Here is a 15,578-nt window from a genome sequence, read left to right on the forward strand (position 1 = left end):
TCCGGCACCAGCGCCAGCGGGTTACCGGTCAGCGGGCGCTCAGCGAAGACATCAATGAAGAAGAACGGTGTCCATGTCGTCATGAGATCAACGCTAGGGATCTCGAATGGGGGTGTCACACACCAAACCACCAGTCGTCAGTCTGCTGGACGACGTGGACCGTGCCCTGATCGCCGCCATCCAGACCGACGGCCGCGCGACCCTGACCAAGCAGGTGCGGGATGTACGTGCGCGTGGCTCAGCGGCGCAGTGACACGATCGAGCGTCCACCGCGCTCAACCGGTGTAATCAAAGGGCTTACTCCGGTTGAGCGCAGCCCCGCTCCGGTCGACGGAACCCCGACGAACTCGAACGGATCACTCCGGATGTGATCAGCGGCCACCAAGTTCAACGTCGTCATCCGTGGCTGCCCGGGCACGGTGGTCATCTGCTCGGCGGCCCGGTGGTCGACTCAGCCGTTGGTGAAGTATCGGTCGAAGCAATAGGATTGGTCGCCGCCCTGGACGTAGATGCAGATATGGAACCTCGCTGGGCCGTCCAGCAAACTGACGTTCCAGCTGCGTGATGTCCCGTCATTGACGTACCGGGAGTTCCGAACCGTCCACGTTCCATCCGCCCGCCGGCTCGAGGTCGTTATCAGCACCCCATAGCCGTCACGGTGATCGTGGACGAACACTTCATTGTTGTCCGTTCCGCCAGAACTCTGGTACCGATCCACGAAGCCCGCGGTTCCGCCATAGGTGCCGCCCGCGGCGGCGGGCTTGTCATAGTACAGGGTGAAGGTTGAGGCTTGTGCCGGAGTTGCCAAGGCCAGGAGCGCGGCCAAGGCCGCAGCCGATACGGCAATGATTTGCCGTGTACTCTTCCAATGAGCCTTCTGTTGCGCCTTCGACATCTTTACGGTCCTTTCCGGGGCCGACTAGTACACGTCGCTGGATAACACATGCTGAGCGAACCACACCTCAGATGTCACGGATCCCTGGGGTGATGACGAGCACTCCCGTGGCGAGCGCCACGCTCAGCAATTTGCTTCGCATCCTGGAACCCCTTTCGATGTGGTGAGCCGGATTTACGCGAGCGTAATGGAGCTCGGAATATTTCTGGAATCTGGCCGGTACACAGGTTGAATTCGTAGGGTCGGTCATGGATTTGCCGGGACGTCGAGGGTGAGGCCGGTCTGGGCAGGCCATCCGGCGAGCAGGTGGGGCCGGTGCTGGATCTGCTTGAGCTTGCGTTTGACGAGCCTGACGAGTGTCGGATTCACGTGCTGGTCAATGCTGAGCAGATTCGAGTCGAGGCGCTGAGGGGCTGCCCTTTCGGACCTAGGAGAAGCGAGCCGGTCTCCGGCTGGGATACGTCACGTGTACCGAAGATGTTCTGCGCATATACCGCCCTACGGCATTGTGGCGGACGGTCACTCAGTTGACCTTCTGGGCTCCACAGGATGCGACGACACCGGGGATGGGAAGGTTCATGCGCAAAGGACAACGGCTCGCGCGGTTCATGGCGTCGGCGACAATCGCTTTGGGGATAGTGGTCGGAGGCGGCGGGATGTCGACCGCCAGCGCCGACGAGGTCAGGCCCTACCTCTACTGGTCGGAGACCAGGGGTCCATGTGGTGGTGTGTGGACGAACTACCTTGGGACGCGGACCTACGACCCGAACACGCACAGCATCAAGCGGCTGAAGAAGACTGAGTCGACCTCGAGCAGCATGACGAAGATCTACAACCAGAACGGCGTACGTCAGGCAAAGGTGTACGACGTTTGCACGCACGGACGCGTCATCCGCAAGTTCAATCCGTCGGCTTATAGGCACCGGTCCATCAAGGTGAGCTACGTCTGTTACTCCGGTCGCTGCCGAGTCACCAGCACCCTCTACGGTAACTGGCTGAGCGGGACTGGCACCCCGCTGCTGTAGCGAATCATCCGCCCTCTCGCCGCCGCGGGTCAGCGGACGGTGCGGGGGCGGATGGCGTTGGCGCGGTCCACCGCCCGGTCACGGTCCCTTGCACCACGCCGCCCCGCCGGCATGGGCGCAATCGGTGCCGTTGAGGAAAGCTCCGTCGCGCAGGCCCAGGACCTCTCCCCTCGCCTTAGTGGGCGTTTGATTTGACTAGATTGCGGCTTATGGAATGGCAGGAGTTTGAGCGTTCGTGATCTTGTCTTTGCTGGTCATGTGGCTCGTGGCTGGGCCGTTCGGGGGACCGGCGGGTGCCGAACAGCCAGGCTGCCCTTCAGGCGCGAGCCGGTCGTCCAGCGTTCTCGCGCCGTTCTCGTGCGAGATCCCGCGGAACAGTTCGCGGGCTTCGTTCCAAATGTTTGTGGCCGTCTGATGGTCGCCGGCGGCGTCGTGGGCGTCGCCGAGGGCGCGGAGCGTCCGCGCCAGGTAGGGGATCGAGCCGCGGGTCCGCCACATCCGGACCGAGCGTTCGAGGGTGGCGATGGCGGCGGTCAGGTCTCCTTCAGCCAGGTCCAACTGCCCGAGAACGCTGAGCGAGTCGGCGAGATAATGGCCGAAGTTGCCGTCCTCGCTGTATGCCAGCGTCAGTTCGGCGGTCGCCCTGGCCCGCTCGTCCCCGACTGTGGCGAACAGCTTCGAGAGGTAGAGCAGCGAGAACGTCTCCAGATAGCGGTAGTTCAACCGCCGTGCCATTTCCAGGGACCTCTCCAGCAGTTCCTGGCCGCCCGCGATGTCACCGCAGAACGATTTCGCCGCGCCGAGGAACTGGGTGATCGTCGTGGTGTAGTGAGGATTGCCGAGCGCCTCGGCGACCTTCGTGGCCTCCTCCAGGACCGAGAGCGCCCCTTGAGGGTCGTCCTCGCCGTGGATGATCGCCATCACGTGATAGGCCCGCGCCTGGCCGCCGAGGTAGTCCGCGTCGGCGGCCGTCCGCAGAGCGCGCTCCGCCAGGGCGAGCGCTTGTGCACCACCGTTCCCGTCGGCCGTCATGCTCCAGGCCAGGGTCGCCAAGGCGTCGGCCATCCCGACCGGATCGTTCAGCATGGTGAACAGGCCGAGGAGCTGCGAAGCGCCGGCCCGCATCCGTGTCATCGCCGGTCCGGGGCCGGGCGGTGAGTTCCAGGTGGTGACCTCCAGGAGGCCGCGCATCAGCACGGCCTCGCCGCGTTTGTCGCCGGTCTCACGGCAGAGCGCGAGCGCCTGCTCGTGCATGCGCTGCCAGCCGTCGTACACGCCGCGCACGTTGAGGTACGTCTCGGTGGACCCCGCGAGGTCCCATGCGAGTTGGGTCAGGCGCGCCTCGCACGCTTGGGCGACCCCCGCCATCAGCGCGGCGTGCTCCGCGCCGAACCACGCCATCGGGTCGGCCAGCAGCGGGCCGGAGACCGCCGCGGGCAGCCGCCATCGCGGCGCACGGCTGTGCATGCGTGCGGAGCAGGGGCCCGGGACGTGCTCCACCGCGACCTCCGCCAGCGCCAGCCACGCACCCAGCGCCCGCTGGAGCGCGGCCTGGCGCTCGGGTTCCGAATCCTCGCGCTGCGCCCGCTCACGCGCGTACAACCGGATCAGGTCGTGGAACCGATACCGGAGCCTGCCCGTCTCGTCCGTCCCGGTGAGGTTCAGCAGATGAGCGTCGACCAGGGTTTCGATCTCGTGTTCCGCCTGCCGTACCGGCACGTCCAGGAGGGCCGCCACCGCCCAGGAGGCGAAATCGGGCGCGTCGAGCAGTCCGGCCAGCCGGAAGGCCCGCTGCGCGCCCGCGGGAAGCGTCCGGTAGCTCATCTCGAATCCCGCGCGGATGTCGAGGTCGCCCGCCACGAGTTCGTCCAGCCGGTGCCGTTCCTCCCCGAGGACGCCGGCGAGGTGGGACAGACTCCACTGCCTTCTGCCGAGGAGCCTGGCCGCCGAGATGCGGACCGCCAGCGGTACCCGGCCGCACAACCGGGTGATCTCCAGAGCGGCGTCCGGGTCGTCCTGGACGCGTTCGTCGCCGATGATCCTTCTCAGCAGGCCCATGGCCTGGGCCGACGGCAGGACGTCGAGTTCCAGCAGGCTCGCGCCCTCGAGACCGACCAGCCGGACACGTCCGGTGAGGAGCACGGCCGTGCCGGGAGCTCCGGGCAGGAGCGGCCGCACCTGCTCCTCCCCGGCGACATTGTCGAGCAGGATGAGAATTCTGCGTCCGGCCAGGCAGCTCCGGTAGAAGGCAACGCGTTCTTCGAGGGATCCGGGTATGCCGGTGGTGCTGATGCCCAGTGCGAACAGGAACCTGCTGAGCACGTCCTCTGGGCGGGCAGGGTCGGCGGAGGCGCCGCGCAGGTCCGCGTAGAGCTGGCCGTCGGGAAAGTGACCCGCGATCCGGTGCGCGACGTGCACGGCGAGCGTGGTTTTGCCCAGGCCTCCCAGACCCGCGATGCTGGCCATGGCGACGGTGCCCGGCCGCGGTTTGGTGAGGGCCTCGGTGAGGTCCGCCACCTCGTCGTCTCTGCCCGTGAAATCCGCGATGTCCGGCGGCAACTCGGCGGGGGGGAGGGCCGCTTGAGGTTCAGGCATCGGGGCCGTAGCAGGGACGGGACTGCCGGCGGACAGGGCACTCATGTGGGCGTGCTGCACGTTCTCGCTCGGCTCGATGCCCAGATCATCCGGCAGACGCGCGGCAAGATCACGGTGGGCCCGTGTGGCCTCCGCAGGGGAGCCCGTGATCGTCGCCATGACGCGAGGAACGAGGTCGAGTGAGGAGTCCTGAGTGAGGATTCTCTGATGCATGTCGTGCAACTCTTCGGCCGGGTCCAGACCGGTCTCCTCGACCAGGATCTTGCGGGCACGCGTGTATTCGGCGAGCGCGTCCGCCCGCCGGCCACAGCGGTACAGCGCCAGCATCAGCTGCGCGCGCAGCCGCTCCCGCAGTGGGTACTGCCTGGTGAGCGCGGTCAGCTCACCTAACAGCCCGGCGTGGCGTCCCAGCCTCAGGTCCACGGCGATCCGCGACTGCAGGACCGACAGGCGGACCTCGTCCAGCCGCGCGGCCTCCGCGGCCAGCATCGGGACGTCGGTCAGGCCGACGAACGCGGGCCCGCGCCAGAGACTCAGCGCCTCGTGCAGGCGGCGGGTCGCCTCCTCCGGCTCGCCGGCGGCCTCCACCGCCTGCCCTGAGCCAGCCAAGTTCTCGAACCTCGCCGCATCCAGCTCGTCCCGGGCCACCCGTACCAGATAGCCGGGGCCCTGCCGCACGACGCGAGCCCGGTCGCCCAGGTTCCGCCGGAGCCGGTGGACGTAGGTCTGCACATTCTTGGTGGCGCTCTTCGGAGGGGTGTTCCCCCACAGTGCCACAGCCAGTTGATCTTCCGACACCGGGTTACCCGCTTGGCACAGCAGAACCGCTAGCAGCACCCGCACCTTGGGCGTGCCGAGATCGAGCTGCTCACCCTCTCGCCACACCGCCAGTGGACCTAGTATCCCAAACTTCATCGTGCCCCCTCGGCTGGGACGCACTGTAAACCTGGACGGCCTGTTTTGTCGGTCCCCTGGGTCAAGAAACCATTGCGAACTCTTCCCGCCCGGCCCTCGATCCGCCGGCGGCATCCGGCGGCTGCGTCTCAACGGGCTCATCCGCCGGCTACACCAAGGTCTACAGCCGGCTGCTCATCCCACTCACTGCTGCCAACCAGCCCCAGGCACCGAGATCGTTAGGCCCCTCGGAAGACCGGAAAAAGCTCGGTGACCACGGGATATTCCCGGCGTATTCCAAGCTGCCACCGGCGTACGCAAGGATCCAGCCAGGAGTTGTGAGCAACGGCCGCACGAACGCCTGCTGTCGCGACGGGCGACATTACCCCTCAAACTCACAAATCGGCTTAGATCGATCCGCCAGCAAAAATGATCTGGTTCGGAAGGGACAGAAGGCCCATGAACAAGCTGGCCAAATTCGCCGCGGTAGGCCTTGGCGTCGTGACTGCGAGCGTCGTTCTTGCGCAGCCCGCGTCCGCTGCCGACTACCGCTGGAATGTCGGCGACGGGGTCATCACCTACACCGACAGCTCCAACACGCTCTGTATACACGCCTACGACACCGAGGGTGCCCGTCAGGTGGACACGAACCTATTTTGGGACGACAAAAACTACTACTACGGTGACCGCGGCGCCAGTTGCGGGATCGTGGGGGGCCGCGAAGTCCCTGAGGGCACGAGGATCGTCATGTACGTCAGGTCCTACTGGGGCGAGCGTGGCACCTGGGTGTCCAGGGGGTCCAAGACCTTCTACCGCTAATCGCTTTCTGACATGGCCGGGTTCCCGTGCAACGGGCGGCGTACGGGAAATCTTTCTCTTTCCGGATGAGGAGCAATGAAGAACCTGATCAAAGCGGTCACCGTCGGCATTGGCGTTGTGGCGGCGAGCGTTGTTCTCGCACAACCGGCCCTCGCTGTGAATTTCATCCGAGACATCGGCGACGGGACCGTCCGCTACACCGACGACACCAATCAGATGTGCCTCCAGGCGGACAACACCTTTGGGAGGGCCTGGGTGGAAGTGGCCGTGTCCCGCCAGGGCGGGAGCGGATTACCCATCGTCATCAGAGACGACAACGTCGGTCATCCGGGCGCCACCTGCAGGGTCCTCAACGTTCTCGAGAACGCCACCTATCAGGCCGAATACCGGAGCTACTGGGAAGGGCGGGGCACCCCAATACATGGGGTATTCCACTTCACTACCTGACCGTCCCGGCAAGGCGGACTCCCCGTCCACCACCCGCACGGCATGCGGGGAGTCCGCATCCGGCAAGGCACGTCGGTCGGCAGGTAGACCACCGCGCCGGTCCGCCCTCGATCGCAAAGGGTTTTCCATGAACAAATACATGAGGGTCGCCCTCGTGGCGACGGTCGCCACGGGATCCATGCTCGTCGGAGCGCTGCCGGCACAGGCCGCCAACCGCGACAACTGCCGCGGAAACGTCTCCAGCATCTACACGAGCGGTTCTGCCGTCGTCGCCTCGTACGTTGTCGTATGCGACCGGGTCCAGAACCGCATCATCGTCTGGGCGGACGTCAACCGCCACACCATCCCGATGAAAACCGCGCGCAGTTTGAAGACCTGTGACAACACCACCAGGTGTAGCGTCCAACCACGGATCTCTAATCCCACCGGCAGGCAGTTGTTCTCCGGAGCGGTCTTTGCTGCGACCGCCAGGCGAGGGAGCTACCTCGCAGGATGTGGGTATGTACAAGGCGTGCTGAGCGGGGGCATGGCCCTGGACGCGATCATGACCTGCAGATCCTCGGACGAGTATCACTGAGGCGGGTCTGAATCAAGGTGGTGATCTCTGGCCACCAGGTCTCGATCGTGGTGGCCAGGCCTTTCAGCTCGGGCCGGCGGGAGGCGGCGCAGCCGTCGTAGAAGCGGAACAACCGGTCGGCGATGACGGTCCGAGTTTCATCAGTTCCTTTCAAACGGTGGGTTGAAATGAGCTCTGCCACGTCCTGATGATGAATCTGAGTGGAGTCACATGATGATGGTCATCCGTCGGCCCGGTTTGCGCCGCGCCGGAGTGATCGCTCTCGCGGCCGCAACGGCGGCGATCGGTGCGGTCACCCTGGCCGGCCCGGCGCACGCGGACTTTTTCGTCGGAATGTTCAAGACGAAGGCCGCCTGTGAACGGGAGCGACCCAAGTACAAGTCGTCGTGGACCACGCCGAGGCCGTGCTACTACTACACGGCCAACCCTCCGGCTTCCGGGTCCTGGGGATTCTCAGTGGATGAGCGGTACTGACCCACGCTCTTCGGGCCTGGGGTCGGGCAACCAAGCAGCGGGGCGATCCCGCCACGCTCACCGACGCGAGCGCCCCCATGGAACGATCACGACTGCGTTGGGGAGTAGCGACAGCGTTTGTCATGTGATGGGCCTGGACGCGCGCTGCCGAGCCACACCGGCATGCGCCCCCGGTAACCGGTCTGGCGGACCGGACCTGTTACCTTCTCCCGTCGGCACTCGTCATAGGTGCGACGACCGAATACGAACGGTCGTCGCACCAACGAGTGAATCGAGAACAGGATGCTTACCGACATCATGTACGTGACGATCTACGTCACCGATCAGGACCGCGCGCTGGAGTTCTACACCCAGGGACTCGGCCTGGAAAAGCGGATCGACTTCTCGGGGCCCGACGGCCGGTTCCTCACCGTCGGCGTTCCCGATAGCCCGGTGCAGATCCTCCTGTGGTCGCATGCGGCGGCCGCGGGTCAGCCGGGCGACGTGAGCAAGGATGGCGCGCCCGGTCCGCTGATCCTCGAATCCGATGATTTGCGGAAGGATTTCGAGATCCTGCGCCGGCGCGGCGTCACCTTCGAAGAGTGGGAACCCGTGGACTATCCGTTCGGGGTCCGTATCGAGGCGGTGGACCCAGACGGTAACAGGGTCTCGCTCCGTCAGCAGCGAATGCCGCGAAAGCCGTGACGACCCACCCGTCCGGCCTCGTGACCGAGACGTTCGAAGCTCAGCGCGATCGGCTGCGCGCCCTCGCGTACCGCGTGCTGGGCTCGCACGCCGACGCCGAGGACGTGGTCCAGGAAGCGTGGATGCGTCTCGTCCGCCAGGACGAGGCGACCATCGGCAACCTGGCGGGTTGGCTGACCACGGTGGTCGGCCGAATCAGCCTGGACCTCCTGAGATCCCGTCAAGCCCACCCCGAGACCGCCTACGGGCACGAGTTTGCGGACCTCGTGGTGACGCCCGCCGACGACCCCGCGCCGGACGAACAGGTAGCGCTGGCCGATTCGGTCGGCCTTGCCCTGCTCGTCGTGCTCGACTCGCTCACCCCGAGCGAGCGCCTGGCGTTCGTCCTGCACGACATGTTCGCGGTCCCGTTCCGCGAAATCGGTCAGATCCTGGGCAAATCTCCCGACGCCACCAAGATGATCGCCAGCCGCGCCCGCCGTAAGGTCCAAGCCACGGACCGGCCGGCGGGCCCCGGCCGCGAGCACCAAGAGGTCGTCCAGGCATTCCGCGCCGCCGCGCTCAGCGGCGACTTCGAAGCGCTCCTGCGTGTCCTCGACCCGAACGTGAAGCTGACCGTCGACACCCCCGACGGCGTGGTCGTCACCCTCGGCGCCACCGAGGTCGCCGCCGGCGCCCGCATGTTCTCCGGCGAGGTCGCCCGCCAACGACCCGTGCTGGTCAACGGCATCCCCGGCCACATGTCCTGGCGCCCCGACGGAACACCTCTCTCCGTCATCGCCTTCACGGTCACCGAAGGCCGGATCGTCGGCATCCACATCGTCATCGACCCGGCCAAACTCGCCTCGATCCATCTGCCCGCCCCGGCCTGAGCCGGTGTCGTCGGGGTCGGCCCGTGCAGGGTGCAACATCCTGGGCCGACCGACCGATGTTGCGCGACCACGACGAACCCGCAGCGGTATCGACCTTGGACTTCGGCTGCACCAGTGCCCCTCACCCTGAGGGGCACACTCATCGTCTCACCGCAGTTCGTCCGGACTGGAGTTTGTGGAGGGCGTCGCAGGCGAGCGGGATCTGCCCCGAGAGCGAGCTTTCACGCGCAGCAGAGTCGCCGCGTTTCCCGGATCCGGGGGTACATTGTTACCATGGTAACAGTCGAACGCACGCAGACAGGCCTGCGGCTCGAGAAGAACGTGCTCAAGGTACTTAAGGGACTGGCCGAATACCTCGACATCTCGCTTGGCGACCTGGTGGAGGGAATCGCGCTGCACTCCTTCGATGGCAAGGCGCCATTCACGCCCGTAATCCTGGCCAAGATCGAGCAACTCAAGGCCGTGTACGGCTTGACACTGACATCCGCCGATGCGCACCGGCTGACAGAGCGATGAGCGGCGCGCAGTACACGCTCACCGATCGGCTGGCGGTCGCGCTGCCGCCCGAGGAAGCATTCATGCTGTTCACGCCGCGCGGCGAGGAGCAGTGGGTGGCCGGGTGGCGGCCCCGTTTCCCTGTGAAGACCAGTGACGACTCCGTCCCCGGCACGGTCTTCGAGACCGGCGCGCACGGCGAGCGGACCATCTGGGTGGTGGTCGAGCGCGAGCCTGGACGGCGCGTCTCGTACGCCAGGGTAACGCCCGGCTCCCGGGCCGGGACCGTCACCGTCGAGGTGGACGCGGACGGGCAGGGCGGCAGCACGGTACAGGTCACGTACGGCCTGACCGCACTCACGCCAGAGGGCCAGGGGCCTCTGCGCGAGTTTGCCGAGCGCTATCCGGACTTCCTGCAGTCGTGGGAGGAGGAGATCGCCCGCCATCTCGGGTCCCGGCCGCCGAACACGGCCGCCCAGTCGTAAATGGGCGACCGACCACGGGCCAGGTGACAGCGGCCTTGGCGACCAGCAACGGGCCGGCCAGCCGGCGGAGGTCGCCGTCGGCTCATCCGTGGGTCTTCAGTGAGCAGCACCGGGCACCGCGGCCCGCACGTCACAGCGAGCTTCCTGTCACGCATAGCCCGGGCTACCCGGTCAATCGTGTGTAGTGCCCCCGCCCTCGTCGCCGTCATCAATCAGCAGCCAGTTCCTCCGCTTCGCTGTTGCGACCTTACGGAGAAGACACATGTCCCAACCTCTCCCGTTCGTCATCGATCCCACGGGTGCCGACCGGCATGCTGAATACCAGGCCCTGCGGGCTCGTGGTCCGGCCACGCCCGTGGACATCCTCGGCCTGCGCGCCTGGGCAGTCACCGACCCTGCACTGCTCAAGGCTCTGCTCACCAGCCCTGACGTCTCCAAGAACGGCCGCGCTCACTACCCGGCCTTTCAGCAGACGATCAGGACGTGGCCGCTCGCCCTGTGGATCGAGGTGCAGAGCATGCTCACCGCATACGGCGCCGACCACCGCAGGTTACGGCGGATGGTCGCCCCCGCCTTCAGCGCACGCCGCATCGCCGAGCTGAAGCCGACCATCCAATCCCTGGTCACCGAGTTGATCGACGACCTTGCCACGGTGCCCCCCGGCCAGGTGGTGAACCTGCGCGAGCGACTGGCCTTCCCGCTGCCCATCGCCGTGATCGGCCACCTGATGGGCGTACCGGAAGACCAGCGGGACGATTTCCGGCAGATCGTCGACAACGTCTTCGACAGCACGCTCACGCCTGAGCAGGCCCAGGCCAACACCGCACGTCTTTTCGAGGCCACCGACCAGTTGATCGCCACCAAGCGCGGCAACCCCGGCGACGACATGACCTCCCTTCTCATCGCGGCACGCGACGAGGAGTCGGACGGCACCGGCTTCACCGATGTCGAACTGCGCGACACGATGATTCTGATGATCAACGCCGGGTACGAAACGACTGTCAACGTCATCGACCAGGCCGTCTTCGCGCTGCTGACGTCTCCCGACCAGCTCCGCCTCGTCCGCACTGGCCAGGCCACCTGGGAAGACGTGGTGGAAGAAACCCTTCGCGCCGAGCCCGCCATCAAGTACTTGCCGCTGCGCTTCGCCGTCACCGACATCAAGCTGCCCGACGGACAGGTCATCGCCGCGGGAGACCCCATCCTCGCCGCGTATGGGGCCGCCAACCGTCACCCGGACTGGCACGGGCCGGACGCCGACACCTTCGACGTCACCCGCAAGGTGAAGGACCACCTGGCGTTCGGCTACGGCGTGCACTTCTGTCTCGGCGCCCCGCTGGCCCGCCTCGAAGTCGCAGAAGCCCTGCGTCAGCTCTTCGAGCGTTTCCCCGCCATGTCACTCGCAGTACCGGCCGACGCGTTGCGGCCGGTGCCCACTCTCATCAGCAACGGCCACCAGGAACTCCCGGTGTACCTGCGCGCCGTCGAGTAGCACGGCCCGGCCGCCGGCGTCGGGCGCACTGTTCAGGGGCGTTGTCACAGATCGGGGTGCTGTCTGGTCCTAGCTGGTGCACGGCCGGATCCGAGCCGGCCACTGTTTCGCGAAGGAAGCCTGATGAGCACCGATCACGCTCACGCTCACCACCTCGAGAACCCCGACAAGAGCGGACCGCCGCCGAAGATCGACGTGGTCGCCACCGTGCCGGGGGCGCCGCCTGCGCCGGAGGGGGCCGAGGCGATGACGCTCCTGGTCACGTTGCCACCGAACAGCCCCGGCGCGCCGCCTCACCGGCACTCCGGGCCCGCGTACGGGTACGTGGTCAAGGGGGCCATCAACTTCGAGCTCGAAGGCGACCCCGTGCGGGTTGTCCGGGCCGGTGAGGCGTTCTGGGAGCCCGGTGGGGACGTGATCCACTACCAGGACGGCAACCACCTCGCCGATGAGGAGTCGGCGTTCGTGGTGACGATGTTCTGCGCGCCTGGGCAGCCCATGTTGATCCCGGTCAGCCCGGAGGAGTTGGAGGCTCGGCGAGACCGGCGCGCGCCGCAGTCATGACCAAGGTCTCGTTGACAGCGCACGTTCGCAACCTTCTCACGCTTGCCCGTGAGGCGGGCAGTGGTCGCAGTGCCACCACTGTCCACGGTGGACACGATCGTTCGTTGCGGCAGACCGTGATGGCGTTGCGGCAGGGCGAGCACATCCACGAACACGAGCATCCTGGCGAGGTCACGGTGCACGTACTGCACGGGCGGGTGCGGCTGGTCGCCGGGCCTGACACGTGGGACGGGCTGCCGGGTGATCTGCTGGTCATGCCCGAACGCCGCCACCGTGTGGAGGCCGTGGAGGACTGCGCGTTCCTGTTCACCACCGCACGTTAAAAGCAAAGAAGGCGGGAACCGGGTTCGGTTTCCGCCTTCTGCTTTGCCCGAAGGTCATTTGACCGGCTTGCCGTCGGCGGAGACGTCCTCCAGCCAATGTCTCAGATAGGATCTGGCCGCCAAACGCGTATATATCGGTAAACCCCAGCGAAGGTGGCACCGTGACAGAGACCGCGCCGCTGCGGGGACGGCAGCGAGAGTTGGCGGAGCTGGACGCGCTGGTGAACCGTGCCGGTGCCGGTCGTAGCGGCGCGCTGGTCGTCTCCGGCGAGGCCGGCATCGGCAAGACCGCGCTCTTGGACCGCATGGAGGCGCACGCCGCGACGGACGTCCGGGTCGAGCGCATCGTCGCGTCGGAGTCCGAGATGGAGCTGGCCTACGCCGGCCTGCAGCAGTTGTGCGGGCACATGATGAGCTCGGCCGGGCGCCTGCCCGCCCCTCAGCGTGAGGCGATCGAGGCGGCGTTCGGCCTGCGCCAGGGCTCCGCCCCCAGCCCGTTCCTCGTCGGGCTCGCACTGCTCGGGCTGCTCACCGAGGCCGCGGGCGACCGGGCGCTGCTGTGCATCGTCGACGACGCGCAGTGGCTGGACGAGGCATCGGCGCGCGCTGTCGCGTTCGCCGCCCGGCGTCTCGACGCCGAGGGGATCGCCATCGTGCTCGCCATGCGCACGGTCGACGAGGTGTTCGCCGGGCTTCGGCGGCTGGTCGTCGAAGGGGTGGGAGACGACGACGCGCGCGAGCTCCTGCGCCTGTCGGCCCCCGGCGGCCTCGACCGGCGGGTACGCAACCAGCTGATCGAGGAGGCGCGCGGCAACCCGCTGGCGCTGCGGGAGCTGCCCCGGTCGCTGAGCCCGGCCGAGATCGCCGGCGGGTTCGCTCTCATCGGCGCGATGCCGCTGGAGAGCCGTATCGAGCAGAGCCTGGTCGCGCAGCTCGAGCCGCTGCCCGAGTCGGCGCGCCTGCTGTTGCTGCTGGCGGCTGCCGACCCGACCGGCGATCCCGGGCTGCTGTGGCGTGCGAGCGCGGCACTGGGACTGGGCCTGAAGGACTTCGACGCTGCCAAGGACGCCCACGCGCTCGTCGTCGGCACGCGCGTCGGCTTTCGCCATCCGCTCGTGCGGTCGGCGGTCTACCGGTCTGCCTCGCCGCAGGACCGGCGGCGCGTCCACGCCGCGCTGGCCGACGTCACCAGCGTCGATCACGACCCGGATCGCCGGGCATGGCATCGCGCCAGCGCGACGCTGCACCCGGACGAAGAGGTCGCCGCCGACCTCGATCGGTCCGCGGTGCGTGCGCGGACCCGCGGCGGCGCGGCCGCCGCTGGTGCGTTTCTGGAGCGGGCGGCGGAGCTGACGCCTGAGCCGGTCCGCCGCGGGCAGCGGCTGATCGCGGCCGCGGAGGCCAAGCACGAGGCGGGCGCGCCCGCAGCTGCCCTGCGCCTGCTCGACGCCGCCCGCGACCATCCCCTCACCGCATTGCAAGAGGCGCTCGTCGCCCGGCTGCGCGCTCGCGCCGGATACGCACTGCGGCGCGACAGCAGCGGTGCGCGGCTCCTCCTCGCCGCGGCGCAGGGTCTCGAAGGGCTCGACCCGGTGCTCGCCCGCGACACCTACATCGAGGCGCTGTCGGCCGCGATCTACGGCGGTCGGCTCGGTGACGCCGAGCAGGTGGCCGCGGTCTCGAACGCGATCCTGGAGGCGACCGCCGATGAGGAGTCCGACCGTGCGCGGGACCTGATCCTGCGCGGCCAGGCGCTGCTCGCCGCCAAAGGGCAGGAGGCCGCGCTCGAGACCCTGCGCCGGGCGCAGCGCGCTTTCCTCGAGCAGGCCCCGGACTCTCTTGAGCTGCACTGGATGTGGTTCGCCTCCCGCGCCGCGCAGGACCTCTGGGACGCCCGCGGGCTCCGTGCGCTCGCCGATCGGCAGGTCGAGCTCGCCCGCGCCGAAGGCGTAGTGACGGTGCTGCCGATCGCCCTGAGCCTGCTGATGGTGGCGCAGACGGTCGACGGCGAGCTGGACGCGGCCGAAGCCTCCTGCGACGAGATCGACGCCATCAAGGACGTCACCGGCCACCCGCTGCCGCAGTACGGGCGGTTCTTCCTCGCGGCATACCGAGGGCAGGCCGACGAGGCGGAGCGCCTGGCGGAGCAGATCCGACCCGACGCGCAGGCGCGGGGCGAGGGGTACGGGCTGAGTGCGATCAATTTCGGGGAGGCCATCCTCTACAACGGCCTGGGCCGCTTCGCCGAGGCGGTGGCCTCCGGTCGCCGTGAGCTGCCGTACACGCACGAGCTGAGCCACGCGATGCGCACGCTGCTCGAGCTCGTGGAGGCGGCCACGCACACCGGCGAGCGCACGCTCGCCGAGGAGGCGTTCGAGAAACTGGCGAGCGTCACGCGGCCGGTGGGGACCAACTGGGCGTTGGCCGTGCTGACGATGGCGGAGGCGCAGCTGCACGAAGGCGACGAGGCCGAGGCCCTGTACCGGGATGCGATCGAGCGCTTCGAGTACGAGCGGATTCCCATCATGGTCGGGCGCTGTCGCTTGCTGTACGGGGAGGAGCTGAGCCGCCAGGGCCGGCACGCCGATGCGCGCGAGCAGCTCCGGGCCGCGTACGAGCTGTTGTCGGGCATCGGCTTGAACGGCTTCGCCGAGCGGGCCGCACGCGAGCTGAGCGCGAGCGGTGAGACCTTGCGCGTGCGCGTGCATGCGTCGGCGGCGCAGCTCACCGACCAGGAGCTCAATGTGGCGCGCCTGGCGCGCGAAGGACTCACGAACCGGGACATCGGCGCGCGGCTGTTCATCAGCGCGCGCACCGCCGAGTACCACCTGCGCAAAGTCTTCATGAAGCTCGGCATCAGGGGTCGCGCCGAGCTGAAGACCGCGCTCGCGGAGCTCGACCAGGCGGCGCCGGGCACCGGATAGCCCATGCGCACGA

At 67.6% G+C, this 15,578-nt stretch carries 18 protein-coding genes; 14 read left to right on the forward strand and 4 right to left on the reverse strand.

What is annotated here, in order from left to right; genetic code table 11:
* The first annotated feature begins 106 nt into the window (after nt 1–106).
* Nucleotides 107–253, forward strand: coding sequence for a hypothetical protein (locus ACTWQA_RS49620; protein WP_443165808.1), 147 nt, complete (start codon nt 107–109; stop codon nt 251–253).
* 198 nt (nt 254–451) lie between these two features.
* Here ACTWQA_RS49620 and ACTWQA_RS49625 read toward each other — a convergent pair whose 3' ends face one another.
* Both ACTWQA_RS49625 and ACTWQA_RS49630 read right to left on the reverse strand, forming a co-directional pair.
* The gene (locus tag ACTWQA_RS49625; RefSeq protein ID WP_443165809.1) at nt 452–895 is read right to left on the reverse strand and encodes a hypothetical protein; all 444 of its coding nucleotides are present in this window, start codon (nt 893–895) and stop codon (nt 452–454) included.
* Nucleotides 896–1,141: 246 nt separating this feature from the next.
* Entirely contained in the window at nt 1,142–1,264 is a 123-nt protein-coding gene (locus tag ACTWQA_RS49630) for a hypothetical protein (protein WP_443165810.1), read from the reverse strand.
* Between the two features lie 287 nt (nt 1,265–1,551).
* On the opposite strand from ACTWQA_RS49630, the gene ACTWQA_RS49635 reads away from it, so the two are divergent.
* The gene (locus ACTWQA_RS49635; RefSeq protein ID WP_443165811.1) at nt 1,552–1,920 is read left to right on the forward strand and encodes a hypothetical protein; all 369 of its coding nucleotides are present in this window, start codon (nt 1,552–1,554) and stop codon (nt 1,918–1,920) included.
* 207 nt (nt 1,921–2,127) lie between these two features.
* On the opposite strand, the gene ACTWQA_RS49640 is transcribed toward ACTWQA_RS49635, so the two are convergent.
* Entirely contained in the window at nt 2,128–5,430 is a 3,303-nt protein-coding gene (locus ACTWQA_RS49640; RefSeq protein ID WP_443165812.1) for an AfsR/SARP family transcriptional regulator, read from the reverse strand.
* A 480-nt stretch (nt 5,431–5,910) separates the two neighbouring features.
* On the opposite strand from ACTWQA_RS49640, the gene ACTWQA_RS49645 reads away from it, so the two are divergent.
* The 3 genes from ACTWQA_RS49645 (at nt 5,911) to ACTWQA_RS49655 (ending at nt 7,252) form a co-directional block, all read left to right on the forward strand.
* Nucleotides 5,911–6,228, forward strand: coding sequence for a hypothetical protein (locus ACTWQA_RS49645; RefSeq protein WP_443165813.1), 318 nt, complete (start codon nt 5,911–5,913; stop codon nt 6,226–6,228).
* A gap of 75 nt (nt 6,229–6,303) precedes the next feature.
* Nucleotides 6,304–6,675: a hypothetical protein gene (locus ACTWQA_RS49650; protein ID WP_443165814.1), complete on the forward strand. Its 372-nt coding sequence runs from the start codon at nt 6,304–6,306 to the stop codon at nt 6,673–6,675.
* A 139-nt stretch (nt 6,676–6,814) separates the two neighbouring features.
* Nucleotides 6,815–7,252, forward strand: coding sequence for a hypothetical protein (locus ACTWQA_RS49655; protein WP_443165815.1), 438 nt, complete (start codon nt 6,815–6,817; stop codon nt 7,250–7,252).
* Here ACTWQA_RS49655 and ACTWQA_RS49660 read toward each other — a convergent pair.
* Nucleotides 7,218–7,433 carry a hypothetical protein gene (locus tag ACTWQA_RS49660; protein WP_443165816.1) on the reverse strand — a complete coding sequence of 72 codons (216 nt, stop codon included), beginning with the start codon at nt 7,431–7,433 and terminating at the stop codon, nt 7,218–7,220. The two genes, ACTWQA_RS49655 and ACTWQA_RS49660, sit on opposite strands and share 35 nt — an antisense overlap.
* A gap of 29 nt (nt 7,434–7,462) precedes the next feature.
* Here ACTWQA_RS49660 and ACTWQA_RS49665 point away from each other — a divergent pair, with 29 nt between their 5' ends.
* The 9 genes from ACTWQA_RS49665 (at nt 7,463) to ACTWQA_RS49705 (ending at nt 15,565) form a co-directional block, all read left to right on the forward strand.
* Complete coding sequence (locus tag ACTWQA_RS49665; protein ID WP_443165817.1) at nt 7,463–7,726, forward strand: hypothetical protein; 264 nt, start codon at nt 7,463–7,465, stop codon at nt 7,724–7,726.
* Between the two features lie 282 nt (nt 7,727–8,008).
* A complete protein-coding gene (locus tag ACTWQA_RS49670; protein WP_443165818.1) occupies nt 8,009–8,410 on the forward strand; it encodes a VOC family protein in 402 nt (133 codons plus the stop codon).
* Nucleotides 8,407–9,282, forward strand: a complete 876-nt coding sequence (locus ACTWQA_RS49675) for a sigma-70 family RNA polymerase sigma factor (protein WP_443165819.1) — start codon at nt 8,407–8,409, stop codon at nt 9,280–9,282. Before ACTWQA_RS49670 ends, ACTWQA_RS49675 begins: the two co-directional genes overlap by 4 nt.
* A 273-nt stretch (nt 9,283–9,555) precedes the next feature.
* Nucleotides 9,556–9,798 carry a hypothetical protein gene (locus ACTWQA_RS49680; RefSeq protein ID WP_443165820.1) on the forward strand — a complete coding sequence of 81 codons (243 nt, stop codon included), beginning with the start codon at nt 9,556–9,558 and terminating at the stop codon, nt 9,796–9,798.
* On the forward strand, nt 9,795–10,262 hold the full coding sequence (locus ACTWQA_RS49685) for an SRPBCC family protein (RefSeq protein WP_443165821.1): 468 nt from the start codon (nt 9,795–9,797) through the stop codon (nt 10,260–10,262). Before ACTWQA_RS49680 ends, ACTWQA_RS49685 begins: the two co-directional genes overlap by 4 nt.
* A gap of 262 nt (nt 10,263–10,524) precedes the next feature.
* The gene (locus tag ACTWQA_RS49690) at nt 10,525–11,754 is read left to right on the forward strand and encodes a cytochrome P450 family protein (RefSeq protein ID WP_443165822.1); all 1,230 of its coding nucleotides are present in this window, start codon (nt 10,525–10,527) and stop codon (nt 11,752–11,754) included.
* A gap of 123 nt (nt 11,755–11,877) precedes the next feature.
* On the forward strand, nt 11,878–12,318 hold the full coding sequence (locus ACTWQA_RS49695; RefSeq protein WP_443165823.1) for a cupin domain-containing protein: 441 nt from the start codon (nt 11,878–11,880) through the stop codon (nt 12,316–12,318).
* Between the two features lie 104 nt (nt 12,319–12,422).
* Nucleotides 12,423–12,641 (forward strand): hypothetical protein, encoded by a 219-nt coding sequence (locus ACTWQA_RS49700; RefSeq protein ID WP_305922860.1) that lies wholly within the window; start codon nt 12,423–12,425, stop codon nt 12,639–12,641.
* Between the two features lie 161 nt (nt 12,642–12,802).
* Nucleotides 12,803–15,565: an AAA family ATPase gene (locus ACTWQA_RS49705; RefSeq protein ID WP_443165824.1), complete on the forward strand. Its 2,763-nt coding sequence runs from the start codon at nt 12,803–12,805 to the stop codon at nt 15,563–15,565.
* Nucleotides 15,566–15,578: the final 13 nt, after the last annotated feature.

Source organism: Nonomuraea sp. 10N515B (assembly GCF_052245915.1).
Classification (GTDB): domain Bacteria; phylum Actinomycetota; class Actinomycetes; order Streptosporangiales; family Streptosporangiaceae; genus Nonomuraea.

Bases quoted from the DNA above. Each gene is read 5' to 3' on its own strand.
- ACTWQA_RS49620 (WP_443165808.1), top strand. From the start codon at position 107: ATGGGGGTGTCACACACCAAACCACCAGTCGTCAGTCTGCTGGACGAC.
- ACTWQA_RS49625 (WP_443165809.1), bottom strand. From the start codon at position 895: ATGTCGAAGGCGCAACAGAAGGCTCATTGGAAGAGTACACGGCAAATC.
- ACTWQA_RS49635 (WP_443165811.1), top strand. From the start codon at position 1,552: ATGTCGACCGCCAGCGCCGACGAGGTCAGGCCCTACCTCTACTGGTCG.
- ACTWQA_RS49640 (WP_443165812.1), bottom strand. From the start codon at position 5,430: ATGAAGTTTGGGATACTAGGTCCACTGGCGGTGTGGCGAGAGGGTGAG.
- ACTWQA_RS49650 (WP_443165814.1), top strand. From the start codon at position 6,304: ATGAAGAACCTGATCAAAGCGGTCACCGTCGGCATTGGCGTTGTGGCG.
- ACTWQA_RS49655 (WP_443165815.1), top strand. From the start codon at position 6,815: ATGAGGGTCGCCCTCGTGGCGACGGTCGCCACGGGATCCATGCTCGTC.
- ACTWQA_RS49665 (WP_443165817.1), top strand. From the start codon at position 7,463: ATGATGATGGTCATCCGTCGGCCCGGTTTGCGCCGCGCCGGAGTGATC.
- ACTWQA_RS49670 (WP_443165818.1), top strand. From the start codon at position 8,009: ATGCTTACCGACATCATGTACGTGACGATCTACGTCACCGATCAGGAC.
- ACTWQA_RS49680 (WP_443165820.1), top strand. From the start codon at position 9,556: ATGGTAACAGTCGAACGCACGCAGACAGGCCTGCGGCTCGAGAAGAAC.
- ACTWQA_RS49685 (WP_443165821.1), top strand. From the start codon at position 9,795: ATGAGCGGCGCGCAGTACACGCTCACCGATCGGCTGGCGGTCGCGCTG.
- ACTWQA_RS49690 (WP_443165822.1), top strand. From the start codon at position 10,525: ATGTCCCAACCTCTCCCGTTCGTCATCGATCCCACGGGTGCCGACCGG.
- ACTWQA_RS49695 (WP_443165823.1), top strand. From the start codon at position 11,878: ATGAGCACCGATCACGCTCACGCTCACCACCTCGAGAACCCCGACAAG.